The organism is Streptomyces lavendofoliae (assembly GCF_014649735.1).
GTDB classification, from domain to species: domain Bacteria; phylum Actinomycetota; class Actinomycetes; order Streptomycetales; family Streptomycetaceae; genus Streptomyces; species Streptomyces lavendofoliae.
In genome coordinates this window covers 329,751-347,862 of the sequence record NZ_BMTP01000003.1, presented here as the reverse complement: position 1 = coordinate 347,862, position 18,112 = coordinate 329,751, and the positions used below count along the sequence as shown (strand labels likewise).

General features: G+C 71.2%; 18 protein-coding genes and 1 tRNA gene. 10 read left to right on the top strand and 9 right to left on the bottom strand.

Going from position 1 to position 18,112, the window contains the following annotated elements; genetic code table 11:
* The first annotated feature begins 105 nt into the window (after positions 1–105).
* The 3 genes from IE109_RS33030 (at position 106) to IE109_RS07195 (ending at position 4,235) form a co-directional block, all read left to right on the top strand.
* Entirely contained in the window at positions 106–648 is a 543-nt protein-coding gene (locus IE109_RS33030) for a sugar transferase (RefSeq protein WP_229890691.1), read from the top strand.
* 86 nt (positions 649–734) lie between these two features.
* Positions 735–2,996 (top strand): (Fe-S)-binding protein, encoded by a 2,262-nt coding sequence (locus IE109_RS07200; protein ID WP_189549898.1) that lies wholly within the window; start codon positions 735–737, stop codon positions 2,994–2,996.
* Between the two features lie 318 nt (positions 2,997–3,314).
* Positions 3,315–4,235: a Yip1 family protein gene (locus IE109_RS07195; RefSeq protein ID WP_189549897.1), complete on the top strand. Its 921-nt coding sequence runs from the start codon at positions 3,315–3,317 to the stop codon at positions 4,233–4,235.
* 99 nt (positions 4,236–4,334) lie between these two features.
* On the opposite strand, the gene IE109_RS07190 is transcribed toward IE109_RS07195, so the two are convergent.
* The 3 genes from IE109_RS07190 to IE109_RS07180 form a co-directional block, all read right to left on the bottom strand.
* Positions 4,335–4,832, bottom strand: a complete 498-nt coding sequence (locus tag IE109_RS07190) for a phosphoribosyltransferase (RefSeq protein ID WP_189549896.1) — start codon at positions 4,830–4,832, stop codon at positions 4,335–4,337.
* A gap of 3 nt (positions 4,833–4,835) precedes the next feature.
* Positions 4,836–5,411: a dCTP deaminase gene (gene dcd, locus IE109_RS07185; protein WP_189549895.1), complete on the bottom strand. Its 576-nt coding sequence runs from the start codon at positions 5,409–5,411 to the stop codon at positions 4,836–4,838.
* A gap of 70 nt (positions 5,412–5,481) precedes the next feature.
* A complete protein-coding gene (locus IE109_RS07180) occupies positions 5,482–5,667 on the bottom strand; it encodes a hypothetical protein (protein WP_189549894.1) in 186 nt (61 codons plus the stop codon).
* Between the two features lie 228 nt (positions 5,668–5,895).
* Between IE109_RS07180 and IE109_RS07175 the strand changes: the two genes are divergently transcribed.
* Positions 5,896–5,969, top strand: a tRNA-Gly gene (locus IE109_RS07175).
* A 111-nt stretch (positions 5,970–6,080) separates the two neighbouring features.
* Here the strand turns inward: IE109_RS07175 and IE109_RS07170 are convergent.
* The gene (locus IE109_RS07170; RefSeq protein WP_189549893.1) at positions 6,081–6,785 is read right to left on the bottom strand and encodes a DUF4386 domain-containing protein; all 705 of its coding nucleotides are present in this window, start codon (positions 6,783–6,785) and stop codon (positions 6,081–6,083) included.
* Between the two features lie 114 nt (positions 6,786–6,899).
* On the opposite strand from IE109_RS07170, the gene IE109_RS07165 reads away from it, so the two are divergent.
* On the top strand, positions 6,900–7,583 hold the full coding sequence (locus IE109_RS07165; RefSeq protein WP_189549892.1) for a TetR/AcrR family transcriptional regulator: 684 nt from the start codon (positions 6,900–6,902) through the stop codon (positions 7,581–7,583).
* Between the two features lie 506 nt (positions 7,584–8,089).
* On the opposite strand, the gene IE109_RS07160 is transcribed toward IE109_RS07165, so the two are convergent.
* The 3 genes from IE109_RS07160 to IE109_RS07150 all read right to left on the bottom strand — a co-directional run bounded on the left by IE109_RS07160 (position 8,090) and on the right by IE109_RS07150 (position 11,398).
* Entirely contained in the window at positions 8,090–9,160 is a 1,071-nt protein-coding gene (locus tag IE109_RS07160) for an HTTM domain-containing protein (protein ID WP_229890759.1), read from the bottom strand.
* 79 nt (positions 9,161–9,239) lie between these two features.
* Positions 9,240–10,007 (bottom strand): DUF5819 family protein, encoded by a 768-nt coding sequence (locus IE109_RS07155; RefSeq protein WP_229890654.1) that lies wholly within the window; start codon positions 10,005–10,007, stop codon positions 9,240–9,242.
* 113 nt (positions 10,008–10,120) lie between these two features.
* On the bottom strand, positions 10,121–11,398 hold the full coding sequence (locus IE109_RS07150; RefSeq protein ID WP_189549890.1) for an ice-binding family protein: 1,278 nt from the start codon (positions 11,396–11,398) through the stop codon (positions 10,121–10,123).
* Between the two features lie 671 nt (positions 11,399–12,069).
* Between IE109_RS07150 and IE109_RS07145 the strand changes: the two genes are divergently transcribed.
* The 3 genes from IE109_RS07145 to IE109_RS07135 all read left to right on the top strand — a co-directional run bounded on the left by IE109_RS07145 (position 12,070) and on the right by IE109_RS07135 (position 13,631).
* Positions 12,070–12,594, top strand: a complete 525-nt coding sequence (locus IE109_RS07145; RefSeq protein WP_189549889.1) for a hypothetical protein — start codon at positions 12,070–12,072, stop codon at positions 12,592–12,594.
* Between the two features lie 17 nt (positions 12,595–12,611).
* On the top strand, positions 12,612–12,992 hold the full coding sequence (locus tag IE109_RS07140) for a hypothetical protein (protein ID WP_189549888.1): 381 nt from the start codon (positions 12,612–12,614) through the stop codon (positions 12,990–12,992).
* 108 nt (positions 12,993–13,100) lie between these two features.
* Positions 13,101–13,631: a hypothetical protein gene (locus tag IE109_RS07135; protein WP_189549887.1), complete on the top strand. Its 531-nt coding sequence runs from the start codon at positions 13,101–13,103 to the stop codon at positions 13,629–13,631.
* Positions 13,632–13,750: 119 nt separating this feature from the next.
* On the opposite strand, the gene IE109_RS07130 is transcribed toward IE109_RS07135, so the two are convergent.
* Positions 13,751–14,788: a DMT family transporter gene (locus tag IE109_RS07130; protein WP_189549886.1), complete on the bottom strand. Its 1,038-nt coding sequence runs from the start codon at positions 14,786–14,788 to the stop codon at positions 13,751–13,753.
* Positions 14,789–15,204: 416 nt separating this feature from the next.
* On the opposite strand from IE109_RS07130, the gene IE109_RS07125 reads away from it, so the two are divergent.
* A complete protein-coding gene (locus tag IE109_RS07125) occupies positions 15,205–16,047 on the top strand; it encodes a DUF2470 domain-containing protein (RefSeq protein WP_189549885.1) in 843 nt (280 codons plus the stop codon).
* A gap of 160 nt (positions 16,048–16,207) precedes the next feature.
* Here IE109_RS07125 and IE109_RS07120 read toward each other — a convergent pair whose 3' ends face one another.
* Positions 16,208–17,455: a cytochrome P450 family protein gene (locus IE109_RS07120; RefSeq protein WP_189549884.1), complete on the bottom strand. Its 1,248-nt coding sequence runs from the start codon at positions 17,453–17,455 to the stop codon at positions 16,208–16,210.
* Between the two features lie 173 nt (positions 17,456–17,628).
* On the opposite strand from IE109_RS07120, the gene IE109_RS07115 reads away from it, so the two are divergent.
* Positions 17,629–18,078 (top strand): lamin tail domain-containing protein, encoded by a 450-nt coding sequence (locus IE109_RS07115; RefSeq protein WP_189549883.1) that lies wholly within the window; start codon positions 17,629–17,631, stop codon positions 18,076–18,078.
* The last annotated feature ends 34 nt before the right edge of the window (positions 18,079–18,112 follow it).

Sequence of the window (18,112 nt, the reverse complement as noted above, 5' to 3'; positions counted from 1 at the left end):
ACCCGCCGCGTACCCGCAACCCCTACCACCACACACACAACCGTGCGATCGTGCAAGAAACCCACAAAAGCCGCATTTCGCGCAAAGTCGTCAGGTGTGTGTCCCATGCGCCCCTCCCCCCACCCCAAGCGCATCCTCGATCTGGCCCTCGGGTCCGCCCTGCTCGCCCTCGCCGCCCCGCTGCTCCTCGCGGCAACCGTCGCGACCGCCCTGGGACGGCCGCCCGGCGGCGTCTTCGTGGCGGAGACGCGAACCGGGCTGGGCGGCCGGCCCTTCACGCTGCGCTACCTGCCCGTGCGCCGCTTCCGCCTGGACGTGCTCTCCCGCCTGCCGCACGTCCTGCGAGGCGAGATGTCGCTGGTCGGGCCGGCGCCCCTGCCGCCCGGCCACCCCGCCGCCGGAGCCCCCTGGCGCCACGGCGTCAGACCGGGACTGACCGGCCTGGCGCAGGTCCGGCGCGGATCCGCGCTGCCATGGGACGAGCCGCTGCTGCTCGACCAGCACTACGTGGAGCACGAGTGGATCGGACTCGACCTCGCGCTGCTGCTGCGCACGGTGCGCGGGTGGCGCGGGTCGCGCACCGTGCCCGGTCAGGCTCACCTGAGCGACGCAGATCACCGCCTGCGCGGCTACAGTGCGGCGGAATAAGTGGGTACGCTCAGCACGGACTGAATAAGTTACCGCTTAGTAGTAGTGCCTAAGCCCTCCCACCCTCGCAGGCCCGAGGAGCCTCCATGCAACTCGCCGCGATCATTGTGTCGCTGACCCTGACCGTGGTCGGCGTTGCGCTGCTCGCCCGCGCCATCGGCCAGTTCGTCCGCTACTTCAAGCTGGGCCAGCCGGTCCCCGCCGGCACCCGGACCGACAACCCGTACCAGCGCAGCGTCACCCTGGTAAGGGAGTTCCTCGGCCACACGCGGATGAACCGGTGGGGCATCGTCGGCGTCGCCCACTGGTTCGTGGCGGTCGGCTTCCTGACGCTGCCGCCGACCATCGTCACGGCGTACGGCCAGCTGTTCCAGGCCGACTGGACGCTGCCGGTCATCGGCGGCTTCCTGCCGTACGAGCTCTACATCGAGTTCATCGGCGCGATGACCACCCTCGGCATCGCCACGCTGATCGTCATCCGCCTGCTGAACCTCCCCTCGCGGCCCGGCCGCAAGTCACGGTTCGCCGGCTCGAAGATGGGCCAGGCGTACTTCGTCGAGTACGTCATCCTCACCATCGGACTCGCGATCTACGTCCTGCGCGGCCTCGAGGGCGCCCTGCACCACGTCGACCACTACGAGGCCGCGTACTTCGCCTCGTATCCGCTGGTCCTGGCCTTCAAGGGCCTGAGCGTGGGCGCGCTGCAGAACCTGGTCTACCTCTTCGCCATGATCAAGCTGAGCACCACCATGATCTGGATGATCACGGTCTCGCTCAACATCAACATGGGTGTGGCCTGGCACCGCTTCCTGGCGTTCCCGAACATCTGGTTCAAGCGCGAGGCCGACGGCTCGACCGCCCTCGGCGCGCTCCAGCCCATGACGTCGGGCGGCAAGGAGATCGACTTCGAGGACCCGGGCGAGGACGACGTCTACGGCGTCTCCCAGGTCGAGCACTTCTCCTGGAAGGGCATCCTCGACTTCTCCACCTGCACCGAGTGCGGTCGCTGCCAGTCGCAGTGCCCGGCCTGGAACACCGGCAAGCCGCTCTCCCCGAAGCTGCTGATCATGTCGCTGCGGGACCACGCGCACGCCAAGGCGCCGTACCTGCTGGCCGGCGGCGGCAAGACCATGGAGGGCGACGAGAAGGCCTCCGAGGAGGCCCTGAAGGACGTCCCCGCCGCCGCCCTCGCCGAGGCCGAGCGCCCGCTGATCGGCACGCTGGAGGAGAACGGCGTCATCGACCCGGACGTGCTGTGGTCCTGCACCACCTGCGGCGCGTGCGTGGAGCAGTGCCCGGTCGACATCGAGCACGTCGACCACATCGTCGACATGCGCCGCTACCAGGTGATGATCGAGTCCGCGTTCCCGTCCGAGGCGGGCACGATGCTCAAGAACCTGGAGAAGAAGGGCAACCCCTGGGGTCTGGCCAAGAAGCAGCGCGTGGAGTGGACCAAGGAGGTCGACTTCGAGGTCCCGATCGTGGGCAGGGACGTCGAGGACCTCTCCGAGGTCGACTACCTGTACTGGGTCGGCTGCGCGGGCGCCCTCGAGGACCGGGCCAAGAAGACCACCAAGGCCTTCGCGGAGCTGCTGCACATGGCGGGCGTCAAGTTCGCGATCATGGGCGGCGACGAGAAGTGCACGGGTGACTCCGCCCGCCGCCTGGGCAACGAGCCGCTGTTCCAGCAGCTCGGCCAGGAGAACGTCGCGATGCTGAACATGGCGTTCGGCGAGGACGACGAGGACGAGTCGACGAGGAAGCCGAAGTCGGCGAAGAAGATCGTCGCGACCTGCCCGCACTGCTTCAACACGATCGCGAACGAGTACCCGCAGCTGGGCGGCGAGTTCGAGGTCATCCACCACACGCAGCTGCTCCAGCACCTCATCGACGAGGGCAGGCTGACCCCGGTGACGCCGGTCGACGGCCTGATCACCTACCACGACCCGTGCTACCTGGGCCGGCACAACAAGGTCTACACGCCGCCGCGCGAGATCATGTCGGCCGTCCCGGGCCTGCGCCAGCAGGAGATGCACCGCCACAAGGAGCGGGGCTTCTGCTGCGGCGCCGGTGGCGCGCGGATGTGGATGGAGGAGCGGATCGGCAAGCGCATCAACACCGAGCGCGTCGACGAGGCGCTGTCCCTCAACCCGGACATCGTCTCCACCGCCTGCCCCTTCTGCCTGGTGATGCTCACGGACTCCGTGAACGGCAAGAAGAACGACGGCAAGGCCAAGGAGAGCCTCCAGGTCGTGGACGTGGCCCAGCTGCTGCTGGACTCCGTCAAGACGCCCGCGGAGCCCACCGCGGCGGAGGAGACGGACCCCGAGCCGGAGCCGGTGAAGTAGTCCGGCGTACGAGAACGGCGGAAGCGGCCGGACCTGCCCCCGAGGGGGCGGGCCCGGCCGCTTCGTTTCAACCGTCGGGCTTCACGAGCCGGTCGGTCCGGCCGTCGGCGACTCCGTCCGTCCCACGACGCTACCGGCCGGCCATGTGACCTACGCCTCAGTACCGTCACGAGAACCGCTGAACGGTCGCACACCTACGCAAACCGGTCACCGTTCGACGATTCCGCCCCTTAGGGGATGTCACAGCTCAGCAGCAAAGGGGTCCCTCCGTCCCGCCCCCGTCCACCGGACACGGCGCGACCGGGTACGTTCGGTGACGTGGCTGGATTCAGGATCGGACGCGGCCGGGACAACCGCACCCCGCGACAACAGCAGCAGGCGCCCTACGGCGGAGCGGCGGCGCCGCCCCCGTACGCGGGGCCCCAGCAGCAGTGGCACCAGGGGCAGCACGGGCACCGGGGACAGCACCACGGACAGCCCCACGGGCAGCCCCAGGGACAGCAGCCGTACGGCGAGCCGGAGTACTTCGGCGACCCCTACGCGCAAGGGCACGCCGCTCCCCCGCACGACCCGTACGCGGCGAACAACCCGGGTCACACCCGGGCGTTCAGCATCCACGACGAGGCGTACGCCGCCGCGCCCGACGCGTACGGCGACGGCGCCACCTACCAGGCCGGCGCCCCCGCCGCCCCGGCCGGCCCGCGCCTGCACTGGAAGCAGCTGCTCAGCGGCATCGTGATGCGCCCCGGACCCACGTTCTGGCAGATGCGCGACCACGCCGTGTGGGGCCCGGCGCTGGTGGTGACCTTCCTCTACGGCCTGCTCGCCCTCTTCGGGTTCGACCAGGCCCGCGAGGAGACCATCAACGCCACCCTCTCCACGGCGGTCCCCTCGGTCCTCGTCACCGGCGTCATGTTCGTCATCGGCGGCGCGATCCTCGGCGCGGTCACCCACACCCTGGCCCGCCAGCTCGGCGGCGACGGCGCCTGGCAGCCGACGGTCGGCCTCTCGATGCTGATCATGTCGATGACCGACGCGCCGCGCCTGGTCTTCGCCCTCTTCCTGGGCGGCGAGAACACCCTCGTCCAGGTCATCGGCTGGCTGTCCTGGCTGGCGGCCGGAGCGCTCTTCACGTCGATGGTCAGCAAGTCCCACGACCTGCCGTGGCCGAAGGCCCTGGGCGCGTCGGCGATCCAGCTGGTGGCCCTGCTGTCACTGATCAAGCTGGGCACCCTCTGACCCGTCCGCCGGTCGCCCGGACACCGAGAAGGGCCCCCGCGGCGCACGCGGGGGCCCTTCTCCGTACTCGTGACTGCGAAACGCGCGTCGCCGGGCCGGTCAGGCGTCCAGGACCTGACCCGAGCGCTGCACCACGGGCTTCTCGACGCTCCACGGGAAGTTGATCCACTCGTCGGTGCGCTTCCAGACGTACTCGCACTTCACCAGCGAGTGCGACTTCTCGTAGATCACCGCGCTGCGCACCTCGGCGACCGTGCCGAGGCAGAAGTCGTGCACCAGCTTCAGCGTCTTGCCGGTGTCTGCGACGTCGTCGGCGATCAGCACCTTCTTGTCGCTGAAGTCGATCGCGTTGGGCACCGGCGCGAGCATGACCGGCATCTCCAGCGTGGTGCCGACGCCGGTGTAGAACTCCACGTTCACCAGGTGGATGTTCTTGCAGTCCAGCGCGTACGCCAGCCCGCCGGCGACGAACACCCCGCCACGGGCGATGCTCAGCACGATGTCGGGCTCGTAGCCGTCGTCGGCGATGGTCTGGGCGAGCTCGCGGATGGCGGAGCCGAACTTCTCGTAGGTCAGGTTCTCCCGTACATCACTCATTGCTCACACCTGCGTCCGATGGAAGTTCTGGAAGGACCGCGAGGCGGTCGGTCCCCGCTGTCCCTGGTACCGCGATCCGTACTTCTCAGACCCGTACGGGTACTCCGCCGGCGAGCTGAGCCGGAACATGCACAGCTGCCCGATCTTCATGCCCGGCCAGAGCTTGATCGGCAGCGTGGCGAGGTTCGACAGCTCGAGCGTCACATGCCCGGAGAAGCCCGGGTCGATGAACCCGGCGGTCGAGTGCGTCACCAGACCGAGCCGCCCGAGGGAGCTCTTGCCCTCCAGGCGCGAGGCGAGGTCGTCGGGGAGGCTGATCACCTCGTACGTCGAGGCCAGCACGAACTCGCCCGGGTGCAGGATGAACGCCTCGTCGCCCTCCGGCTCGACCAGCCGCGTCAGGTCCGCCTGCTCGACCGCGGGGTCGATGTGCGGGTGGCGGTGGTTCTCGAACACCCGGAAGTAGCGGTCCAGCCGCACGTCGATGCTCGAGGGCTGCACCATGGAGTCGTCGTACGGGTCGATGCGAACCCGTCCGGCGTCGATCTCGGCCCGGATGTCCTTGTCTGAGAGAAGCACGCCCCGAGGATACGCAGAGCGCGCGGGCCCGCCCCAATCGGACAGCCTCCGCGCGCCCTGCCACCACGTGCTACTGCCGCTGCAGCTCGGCGGGCACGGACACCGGCACGGCCTGCCGCAGCCGCGCACACCGCGGACACCGCAGCAGCCGTCCCGGCCCGATCCGGCCGGCCCCGAGCTGCTGCATCGGGAACGAAGCGGTACTGAACACGTGCCCCTCGGCACAGCGGACGACGGTGCGCTCCATGGAGTCCATCAAGTCCCTTCCCCAACACTGCGTGGACGAGAAAGCCACATTAGGGGATCAACGAGACACCACTCCAGGCGGCACTCCGCCTCCCCACCGTATGCCCCAACTCCCCGTCCCGTGCACCTCGGTAGGCCCCCCACACAGCACAAAGACCCCGCGGCGCGATACACCGGGGGCCTGCCGATAAGGTACAGTGAGCGACGTTACGACACCGGTCCTCCGGTCCGTAATCACGCGGGTGTAGTTTAATGGTAGAACATGAGCTTCCCAAGCTCAGAGCGCGGGTTCGATTCCCGTCACCCGCTCCACGCAGAGGGCCCGGGTCATCGACCCGGGCCTTGTTCGTTGTCCAGATCTCCCGGTCCTTCACGGCGATGTGCGGCGACAACGACGGCACGGTCGTCAGGCTCGGGTCGGCCTCACCGACGGACACCTGCCGGATCAGCCACTTCTCCGTCCGCCCGGGACGCGGCGCCCGAGCCGGGCCCGAATCCCCTGACGATCAGCCACCCGGCCAGTCCCAGCTCCCAGGCGAACACCGGGAGCGCGGCGACTGCCCCCGCCACGGAGAGCTGCGCGTAGGCCCCGAACACCACGGCGACGGCCGAGGCGCAGATCAGTGGTCCCCCGACCAGCCCGAGCACGGCGATGAAGCGCGGTACGAGCCGCGCGCGGTACGCCAGGTACGCGAGCAGGAGAGTGTTCAGGCCGAGGGCGATGTTGGGTCCGAGCAGGAACGTCCAGTCGTGCACGGCCACCAGCGCGGCATCGGCGCCGTCCGCCGTCCCCGCGTCCCGCCGCAGGGTGACGAGCGCCAGGACGGCGACGACCCCGAGGGCGATGACGGCCGCCTCCAGCAGCCGCCCGAAGGCGTACCCGAGCGCGAGCCCCTCGCCGTGGCGCCGCAGGACGGGGAACAGCGCCGCCCCGGTACCGGCCACCGCCACCACCAACACCATCTCGCAGAGCGCCCCGAGCAGTGCCTGCGTGTCGGCACCCTGCGCGAGCCGGCCGTCCGCGGCGCCCAACAAGGGGCGGTACAGGATCGCCCCGGCTATCGCGGCGGCCTCGGTCAACAGGAACAGCGACCCGGCGGCCACCGCGGTTCTCCGGTCCGGACTCATCTTCTCCAGCCCCCCTCAATGATGGTGTACGTCGTACACCTGGCAGTGACCATAGGTGTACGGCGTACACTCGTCAAGGACAAGGCTGTCGAGGAGGGAAGGGGCCGAACGGAAATGACCCCGCAGGAAGCCACGCGCACGCAACGGATCCCCCTGAACAGGGACCGCGTCCTGCGCGCCGCCGTCGCGCTCGCCGACGCCACCGGCATCGACGCGCTCAGCATGCGCAGGCTCGCGCAGGAGCTGGGCGTCGTACCGATGGCCCTCTACAAGCACGTGGCCAACAAAGAGGAGTTGCTCGACGGCATGGTCGACGCCGTCGTCGGCGAGATCGACCCGCCGGCCTCGGGCCCCGACTGGCAGCGCGTGGTCCGCGGGCGGATCCTCTCGGCCCGGCGGGTCCTGCTGCGCCACCCCTGGGCGGCCCGGGTCATCGAGTCGCGGACCGGCCCCACCCCGGCCGTGCTTGCCTACCTGGACTCGATGGCCGGGAGCTTCCGGGACGGCGGCCTCTCCGCCGACCTCACGCATCACGTCATGCACGCTATGGGCAGCCGCCTCCTCGGCTTCAGCCAGGAACTGTTCGACACCTCGGGCCCCTCCGGCCCACCGGACCCCGGCCTGGCAGCGCGCTACCCGTACATCGCGGAACTGGCCGCGACGGCCGCGCACGACGGGGGCTCCACGGTCGGTGGCGGCTGCGACGACCAGTTCGAGTTCGAATTCACCCTGGACCTCCTCCTGGACGGCTTCGAAAACCTCCGCCGCCAGGGCTGGACGTCCGCGCGGAAGGCGTAGCGGGTGCGGGGACTGATCGAGCAGCGGAAGGAGTCCTCGAAGCCGACTTTCCGATCGAGTCCGGGACGGAGATCCGGAGGCGCACCCGCGCTCGCTCCGACTTCCCCATCCCCGCAGGCACCTGCTCAATGTTTCTGGCACCGTGCCCCGGTCGTGCCTTCAGAGCGGTGAACAGCGGTGAACGGGGGTATCGCCAGGCCGTCCACCAGTGCCGCTGCGGAAGACGTTTTAGCAGGTCAGGACCTAGGTGGCCAAAATGGGTGGCGGTGATTCCCAAGCTCGGAGCGCGGGTTCGATTCCCGTCACCCGCTCCACGCGGAAGGCCCAGGTCGACGACCCGGGCCTTTCTTGTGGTCCGGCCACGCCGGGGGTCGCGCACCGGGGGGCCGGGCGCGGGTCCGGTGCGGGGACACGAAGACCTCCGTGTGTGGTGGAGCCTGGACGCCTCCACCACACCGGAGGTCTTCGCCGTGCTCAGGGCCCGGCACCGTCGACAACGGTCGTGATCAGCAGACCTGGCCGGCCGGTCCCGACTGCGCCGGTACGAGGCCGGCTTCCGGCCCGGGCGATGCTCCCCGTCCACGGGAACCGGTGCGCTCGACCGCGCGCCGCCAGAGCGGGCCCAGAGCGCGGTAGAAGCGGTCCGGCAGGAAGACCGCGTCGGCGACGATCATCGCGGCGGAGAAGAGCGGCAGGCCCATGAGCACCGCGATGCCCACGTGCATGGCCAACAGCGCCGAGAGAACCGGGTACTTGAGCCTGCCGAAGAGGACGAAGGGGAAGGCGACCTGCAGCAGTACCGTCAGGTAGCAGGCGACCGCGATCAGGATGACGTGGTCGTCGGCCATCCGGGAGAGCGCGGGCCAGGGCTGGAACAGATGGAGGTTCAGGGCGTAGTGCAGGGCGGTCCCGTTGCCCCAAGTGCCGCCCTGCACCTTGTACAGGCCGGCCGAACCGTAGAGGAAGCAGACCTGGGCGGCGATGACGAACATCCCGCAGTTGTGCAGCACGGTGATCACGCACAGGCGGGCGTCCCGGAGATGGCGCCGGACCCCTCCCCCGGCCGTCGGTGCACGGTGCGCCTCCGGGCCCTCGGTCGACCGGAGCCGGGCTCTGCGGGCATCGAGGGACCATCGCCGGCCGCAGGCGGTGGCCACGAGGTAGACGGCCATGAGGAGGATGAGATTGTCCCCGCCGTCCGTCATGAAGATCGCTCGGGCGTGGAACGACGCCACCACGATGGCGAACAGCACGGACACGGCCCTGGTCCGCCAGCCCAGCATGAGCAACGCGGACGTGACGACGGCCGCCGCGTAGCAGAGCTCGAAGTACGCGCGGCTGTCGGACAGGGTGAGCACGCTGGCCCAGCCCGTCTGGTCGAAGAGCTGCCTCGCCAGCGCGGGGGTCCACGGCGAGCCGGGGCCCCAGATCTCGTCGCGGTGCGGAAACTCCCGCAGCAGGAAGACGAGGTAGAGCAAGCCGTAGCCGATGCGCAGCACTGCCGCCGCGTACAGGGAAACCGGCCGCTCGATCAGGAGACGGAAGCACGCGGCGACACGGTCGGGCGTTCGCCGCATCACGGTACTCGCGCCCGCGCGTTCGGTGTCGCACGCCGACGGCGTGGGTGCCGCCGCCGGGACCGGGGTGGGGACCGGCTCAGTCGGTGCCATAGGGGGCCGCCTTCCACCAGGGCAGGTAACGGGTGTCCACGGGTCGGGGCGCGGCCGTGGCCGGACGGTTGCGCCCAGCCGGACCGGGGGCGCCGACGGGCAGCGTGACGACCCGCAGCTGGATGGAGTCGAAGGAGCCGCCGCGCCGGTCGGCGACGCGCTCCGCCGCGATGTTGCGGAGGTACTGCTGGATCATCTCGGCCCGCTCGGAACGCGGCTGGTCGTCGCCGCCGAGCGTTTCGAGGTACGAGCTCCAGGCCCGGCGCAGCATGTTCTGCGTCGTATGGCTCGGGAACGGATTGTGCTCGATCGCGGAATTGTCCACGCCGCTCAGGTCGAACCAGCCGCTCACCTGCGAAGTGCCGTCGGGGGCGATCCGCATGGTCCTCGCTGAAATCTGCCGGTTGACCGACTCCGGATCCGGGGCGAAAAGCCGCCAGTTCTGTTCGAACACGGGATAGACCCACGCGTTGATCCGGTCGCTGTACCGCTGCGAGATGGCATTCGCAGGCGCCACATGAAGAAAGACGAGGAACACGTGAGCGATCGTTGCCGCCAGGCACAGGACGACGGCCGCGCCTGTGGCCGCTTTGAGCGAGCGGTGCGGCGGCCCTGAATCACCATGGGAAGCCGGGGGATCACCGCCGCGGCCGCTCTCGGCCGAACCGATACCGGAGGAATTCGGTTCTCTCACTTCCGTCTGCTCGACACCGCTGAGCACGGCCCCACCCGGCCTTCCCGTCCCGCTGTTCATTTCCACTTCTTCCGGTTCCGCGCGTGGCGCGCGGTGTGGCCGGTCGGCCGTCCACCGCGCGCCACGCGTCTCACATACGGGCGAGCGGCTCAGCGCCGGCCCGCCCCGGCGAACTAGCGGTTCGTGTGACCGCCGTGCTCACCGGACTTGCCGTGCCCATGGCCGCCATGGCCGCCGGGCTTGCCATCGTGGCCGTGGCCGGGCTTACCGGGCTTGCCCGGCTTCCCGTGGCCGGGCTTACCGGGCTTGCCCGGCTTTTCGTGACCGGGCTTACCGGGCTTGCCCGGCTTCCCGTGCCCCGGCTTACCAGGCTTACCGGGCTTGCCGGGCTTGCCGGGCTTGCCGGGCGGCTTGGGGCCGCCTCCGCCCGTGGTGCCGCCGTGGACGCCGCCGATCGTCGCGCCCGTGGTGCCACCCGTGGTCCCCGCGATGAGGCCGCCCGTCGTGACTCCACCGAGCACTCCGCCGACGACGCCACCGGTGCCGCCGCCCGTCGTCACGCCGCCGAGCACTCCGCCGACGCCTCCAGTGGTACCGCCGGTCGCGGTCCCGCCGTTCGTCCCTCCGGTGGTGCCGGCGATCACACCGCCCGTCGCGGTCCCGCCGTTCGTCCCGCCGTTCGTCCCGCCGGTGGTCCCACCGGTGGTGCCCGCCTCGCACTCCGGCCGGACGATCGTGTTCGTGTCCAGCGTCACCGACCCGTTACGGGCCAGGGCGCGGCCGGCGATGTCCGCCCCTGTGGTGGCACTGATCGACGTCATGGCCATGATGGTGCCCACGAAGTCGGAGTCGGTGCCGAGGGTGGCGGAGCTGCCGATCTGCCAGAACACGTTGCACGGCGAGGCGCCGTTGATGAGGTTGACGCTGCTGTTGGAAGCCGTCGTCAGACCCGACCCGACCTGGAACACCCAGATGGCGTCGGGGTCGTTCTGGGCGTCCAGGGTGAGCGTGCCGGTGAGACCGAGGGTGGACGAGGCCGTGTACACGCCCGGGACCAGCGTGAGACCGCCGGCGTCAGGCGGAAGCGCGCCGTCCGAGGCCTGTCCGGCAGCGTTGTTGTACGCCGCGACCAGGTCGCTCTTGGCCCCGGCGGCCACCGCGTCCGCGGAGTGGATCGTCCCGTTCACGATGCCGGGCGGGAAGCCGGAGATGGCCGTCCCCGGATGCACACCGACATCTCCGGTGATGACCGTGGGCCCGGTGTTGGTGACCGACTGACCGGCCAGCACCGCGAAGCTCTCGGCGGTTCCCAGAGGTACGGGCTGGGCGATCGCGGTCGCCCGTGTGGGCGTCACCGCCACGACGGCTGCGGCGATCACCAGAGTGAGCACCGCTGCCAACCAGGCCGATGTTCTGCGCCATCGGGCCGCGTCAAAGAAATTCAGCGTCATCGAGAAGCCAGCTCCTGGGGTATTGGTGACCGTTCAGCGAACACCGGATGCCCGGAATCGCCCGATTATGTCGGCTGGCATATTACGCAGACACCTTCCCCCGGTTACGATTCATCAGGGTGATTTCAGCGGGTCTCACCATATGCATCATGGAAAATATGAAGAATCGACTCGGCGGTCACTCGGAGGGCAGGGCGCGTCACCTCGATGCGGTCCCGCCTCGACGGGGTCGGTTCAATGGCGCCGTTTCGGAGTCACTCGCACGAATTCCCTGGTGATCCCGCCGGAGGCCGGCGGGGCCACGGAGCCCCTGCCGGGGATCGGCCGGTCACGCGGGAGGAACCGGCGACCGGCAGGACCCGCCGGACCGCCCACCGCCGACGAGCGCGAACAAGGTGCCGGCGGCGTGCTGTGCGGAGTGGTTCCGCCGCCGGCCCGAAGTAACGATCCGGCGGTGCGGCAGGGGTCCCGTACGCGTCCCGTACGCCGTCCCCGTACGCCGTTCCCGCGGCGGAGACCTCAGAAGATCCTCAAGCGCATTGCGCGCTCGCCGGACGCGTTGTGAAGATCATCAGAGCGTGCGGACGTACGGCCTGACCAGCCGTGCGGACACGTGCGCACCGTCCGGTCCGACCAAGCCGGGCGCAGGATCAGAACGTTGGGGGAACAACTTGAAGATCGACAAGTTCAGGACCGTGACCGCCGCCGTCGTGACGGCCGCGATGTTCAGCACGGGCCTGTCCGGGTCCGCCATGGCGGCGGACCAGGGCGACCGGCCGGTTGCCGCCGCAGCCGCAGCCGTCGCCTCCGACGCCGCGGAGGCGCAGAAGCTCGCCGAGACGCTGAAGGTCCTCGACGCCATGCCGGACAGCGTGGCCGAGCAGGGCGACGCCGCCGTGCTGGCGTACCTGGCCGAGCGGCTGCCCCAGGAGGACCGCCGCGCGGCCTTCGGGTGGACGCAGAAGCTGAAGTGCGGTGCCGCAATCACCGCCGCGATCGCCGGCGGCGCGGTTCCGGTGGCCAAGCTGCTGAAGCTGAAGGCGTTCATCAAGAAGGTCGGCTCCGTGAAGGAGGCGGCGACGCTGCTCATCCGCGTGTCCAAGGGCGAGGAGAAGATCAGCGAGCTGGGTGCCACCCTCGGCGGCCTGGCGTCCGCCGTCCTCGGCATCGACGCGATCAAGAAGCACTGCCGCTGACCTCGAAGGGAGCCCCGATGACCACGAGCAAGGCACGCATCACGGCGCTGATCACCCCCGTCGGACGGGACGCCCAGGACGAAGCCGGGGCCCTGGCCCGGGAGGGGCGTACGTCGAAGGCGGTCTCACGCCTCCGCAAGGACTCGGGGCTCGGCCTGCACCCCGCCACGGCCGCCCTCGACCTGCTGCTCGAAGGCAGGGTCCTGCCGACGTCGTACGAGCAGGCGCTGGACGCGTTGCGGGACGAGTACCCGGAGCTGGTCGGTGAGTTGACGGTCCTGCTGCACCACGACGACCGCAACGGCGCGATCAGGCTGTTGCGGGAGCGGACCGACATGGACCTGGCGGGTGGCTACCACCTCGTGGAGACGCTCACGGCCCGGCTGGGCACGGCGTGATCGCACCCGGTGGCCGTCGCGGCACCGCCGCGGCGGCCACCGGCCGTCTGGTAGGAAGCGCCCATGGATGCTGCACTCGTGGGACTCGCGGGAACAACTGTGGGCGCGGTGACGGGATTTGCCGGCGCGTGGCTCGCCCAGCGCGGACAGCTGAGGATCCAGCAGGAACAGCGGACCCACGCCGAACGGGTGCGCTGGCTGGACGACAAGAAGGGCCTGTACCGGGACCTCCTGATCACGCTGTACGGCTGGCACGACTCCCTCGCCGCCATCGGGAAGGGCGTCGATGACGGCCGGCCGGCGGATCACCGGACGGCTGCCTACAGGTGGATCGTGGAGACGTCGCTCATAGCGGATGACCAGGTCCGTACGGCGGTGAGTGACGTCCACCGCGCCCTGCTGCGCGCCGAGGCCGCCCTGGTGGACGGCGCGGGCGGCGGCTCGGGTGCGGGCGGGGGCTCGGCGGTGGGGGGTGTGCCGGTCCTCGACGGGGTGGAGGACCGGCTCGCGGACCTGGAGGACGCCCTGCGGGCCGAGTTGGCCATGCCGGGGCGGGTGGGTACGCGGTCCTCGGCGGGGCCTCGTGGACTGCGGAGGGCCTCGCGGTCACCGGCGGTGCCCGGGCCTCCCGGGGCGTGAGGCCCCCGGAGGCCACGGGGCGCGGGTCCCCCGGCGCCGGGGCGCGGGTCCTGGGCGGCGGGGCGACCAGCCGGGTGCCGGCCGGCGTCGGGAGGGCGGGTGGGCGACGGGCCGAAGGGCTACGGGCGGGCTGCGGGCTCCAGGCCGGGGCGGGTCTCGCCCGGGGCGGGGCGCGTGTCGTCCGGGCCGGGCGGCGTGGGCTTCGCGGCTGTCGCGGGCGGCTCCGGCGTGACGGGGGTCGTGGTGGGAGCCGGGGGCTCCGTGCCGTCGGCCGCCGTGCGGCCCCACGCCGTACCCGCCAGGATCAGCAGCACGCCCAGCAACCCCGTCAGGCCGGGCCGGTCGCCGGCCAGGGCGATGCCGGTGACGGCCGCCCACACCGGTTCCGTACCGAGCAGCAGGCTGACCCGGGAGGGCGAGGTACGGCGTACCGCCCACATCTGGACGAAGAACGCGAACAGCGTGCAGAACACCGACAGGTAGAGCAGCCACGCCCAGTCGCCGGCCCCGAAGCCGGCCGCGGCGGCCCACGGGGCGGCGCCCGTCCCCGGCGCGGCGCACAGCACGGCGAAGACCAGCATCGACGCGCCCAGTTGCACCGTCGTCAGCGACATGGCGTCGGCGCCGTCCACCGACCGCATCCGCGACATCGCGAGCACGTGCACCGTACGGGTGACGGCCGCGCCCAGTATCAGCAGGTCGCCCAGGGACGGCGCGCTGAAGCCCGCCCCCTGCGTCAGGAGCACCACGCCGAGCACCGAGAGCCCCGCCGCCGCGAGGAACGAGGGCGACAGGCGCGTACCGCGGAGCCGGCTCTCCGCGAGGGGGGTGAGGATCATCGTGAGGCTGATGATGAGCCCCGCGTTGGTCGCCGAGGTGTGCACGACCCCGTACGTCTCGAGGACGAAGACGGCGGCGAGGATCAGGCCGAGGACGCCCGCCCCGCGTACCTGCGCGCCGCTCATCGCACGCAGCCTGCGCCACCCGGTCGCGACCAGTACGGGCAGGACGACGGCGAACCGCAGCACCAGGACGGCCAGCACGGTCCGGCTGGTGGTGACGCCCTTGGCGGCGAGGTAGCTGGAGCCCCAGACCACGGCGACGAGCAGGACGGGCAGATCGGTCAGCCAGGCACGGCGGGCCGCGGTGACGGTCATGGGGGCTCCTCGCGGGAAAGGCCGCCGACAGGCAGCGGACGCCGCCCGGGGCGTGGTGCGGGGGCCACCGGGCGGGGGAAACGGGCATGCGCCGACCGCGTGTCCACCGGGGCGTCCGGCTCACCGGGCGCCCGGGGCTGCCGGGTCACCGGGGGCGCCGGGGTACCCGAGTCGCCCGTCGGCCGGCGGAGCCGGTTCGCCGGGGGTGGGTTCGCCGGGGCACCGGTCCGCGGGCGGCGGGTGCGCGGGGCGGCGGTCGTACCCGGCACCGGCGGCGGGCTCGGACAGCGTAATGGCCGGCGGCGCCCCGTGGGAGGCACGAAGCCGTGGCGACAAGTGGCCGAAGTTCCGGGAGGCGGTGGCGGGAGCGGGCCGGGCTCCGCTAAGTTAGGCAAGCCTAACCTAAGGAGTGAGTGATGAGCAGTCGCACCGATGCCCGTCCACCCGGGCCGTCCGGCGCGGAGCGGGTCCGCTCCGTCCTGACCGCCGCGCGGTCCCTGACGGTGACGACGGACGGGTACCGCTGCGACCTCGTCGGCGCGCACGCGCTGGACGACCGGGGCCGGCTGACGCTGCGGCTGCCGGGCGACTGCCACCTGGCCGCCGCAGTGGCCTGCGCACCCCGGGGCGACCTCGCGGCCATGCTGCAGTTCACCGACGTGGCGCCGACCGCCGTACGGGACCGGGTACGGGCACGGGTGACGCTCTCCGGGTGGCTGACCGACGCGGGCGCGGACGACGCGGTCAGCGGCGGCGCTGTCGGGGTGCGGGGCACCAAGGGCACGCGAGCCAGAGGCATCGGGGGCGACCGGGCCCGGGGTGCCGGGGGAGCGGGGGACGCCGGGGATGCGGGGGACCACGTCGGCCTGCGCCTCGACACCGTGCGGGCCACCCTCGACACGGGGGCCGGCCCCGAGGGCGTAGGGCTGGACGAGCTGGTCCTCGCCGGGGCGGATCCGCTGGCGGGCCACGAGGCGGCGCTGCTGATCCACCTGACCGACGGCCACCCCGACGCGGTGGCCCGGCTGGCCCGCCTGGTCGAGCCGCGCCACCTGCACGGCGTCCGGCGCGTGGTGCCCGTGGCCCTCGACCGGTACGGGATCACTTTGCGACTAGAACGCGCCCGCGCCCACGACGACGTACGGCTCCCGTTCGCCGTCCCGCTGCGCGACGCCGCCGAGTTCGGCGACCGCGTCCAGGCGCTGCTGGCCGCCGCGCGCGCTTGTCCCCGCCGCCGCAGCCTGCACACCCGGCCGTGACCCGGCCGCCGGCGCCACCGCCCCCCGGCCCCGATCCGGGTACGAGGCCGGGTACGGGGCCGGGTGCGGGTACGAAGCCGGGGCGCGCCTCCGGGCCCGGCGCCGGCCGCCGGGACCAGGTCGCGGCGATCATCCGCGCGGCCCCGCCGGCCGCGGCCCTCTACACGGCGCCGCCACCGCCGCCCAGCCGCACCGGCAACGACCGGTGGCCGTTGGAGATGAACGACTCGACCGGCAGCAACTCCGCTGACCCGACCGCGAGTTCCATGTGCGGGAACCGGTCGAACAGTGCCGGCAACGCGATCCGCGCCTCCATCCGGCCCAGCGGAGCGCCCAGGCAGTAGTGCACGCCGTGACCGAAGGCCAGATGCTCCTTGTCGGCCCGCGTGACGTCGAAGCGGTCGGCGTCCTTCCCGTACCGCCCGGGATCGCGGCCGGCCGCGGCGTAGGCGGCCAGGATCGCGTCGCCCTTGCGGATGACCACGTCCTCGACCGCGATGTCCTCGACGGCGTACCGCAGCGGGAGGCTGGCGACCGGGGCGTCCGACCGCAGCGTCTCCTCGATCACGTCGTCCCACGAGGCGCGTCCGGCCCTGAGGTGCGCCAGCTGCTCGGGGTGGGTGAGCAGGGCGTGGATGGCGTTGTCGATGAGGTTGACCGTCGTCTCGTGACCCCCGCCGATCATGAGCACGAGGGTGCCGGTCAACTCCTCCTCGCTGAGCCGCGAGCCGCCCTCGTCGTCGTGCGCGGCGATGAGGCCGCTGGTCATGTCGTCGCCGGGTGACCGCCGCTTCTCCGCGACGAGCTCGCCCAGGACCGTGTGGAGACGGGTGTACGTGGTCGTGACCTCGTCGGGGCCGGCGGCGGTGTGGAAGAGGCTGTCGACGATGGACCGCAGCTCGTCCCGCTTCTCCTCGGGGAGGCCGAACAGCTCGCTGATCACCTGGATGGGCAGGGGGTACGCGTACATCTCCCGCAGGTCGACGGCGTCGCCGTGCCGCCCGGCCACGGCGATCCGGTCCAGCAGATCCTCGGTGATCGCCTCGACGCGCGGACGCAGGGCGGCGGTACGGCGCGCGGTGAACGCCTTCGCGACCAGGGTGCGCAGCCGCTTGTGCTCGCCTCCGTACGCGGTGAACATGTTCTGCACCGCGACCCAGGTGAACAGGGGCCACTCCGGGGAGATCTCCCCGTTGAACCAGGCGGGCCAGTGCTGTCGCGGGTCCTTGGAGACGCGGGGATCGGTGAGCAGCCGCTTCAGCTGCTCGGGACCGGTGACCGCCCACGCCGGTACACCGCCGGGCAGTTCGACGCGAGCGAGGGGCCCTCTCTCCCGTAAGCGGGCGGCCTCTTCGTGGATGTCGCGGCCGGTCGGGTCGATCACCAGGGGTTCGTGGTCATCGGACATCAGCGCCTCCTAAACTCGCGTCGCGTGAACGGCACTTCACGCTACGCGCGGGACGACTCCGGAACGAGACCGCATCCGTTCGGCCGAGAATGAGCGAAACCGGCCAGTAACAACATCACCATATGGTGTGCTTTCCCCGCCGTGGAACACACGGTTCACCTTGGGGAGGACTCTTGAAGGTTCGCTTCGCCGCGTCGGCTGCCGTCGTCGCCACCGCCGTCGCCGGAAGCCTGCTGACCGTCGCTCCGGCCGCCCAGGCCGCCGGGGGCGTCAGCATCCACCGCGTGTACTACAACTCGCCCGGCACGGACAACCGCTCCAATACCTCGCTGAACGCCGAGTGGGTGCAGCTCTACAACTCCAGCACCGCCGCCATCTCGCTCACCAACTGGAAGCTGAAGGACCGGGCCGGCTGGACGTACACCTTCAGCGGCACCATCGGCGCCAAGGGGTACGTGACGGTCCACACCGGCCGGGGCAGCAACACCGCCGGGCACCGCTACTGGGGCCGGGCGGCGTACGTGTGGAACAACGACGGTGACACCGCGTACCTGCGCAAGGCGTCGGGCACGCTCGTCGACTCGTGCGCGTGGGGTTCGACCGGCTCGTCGAAGTACTGCTGACGGCAGCCGCACGCTCCGTCTCCGTACCGGCGGG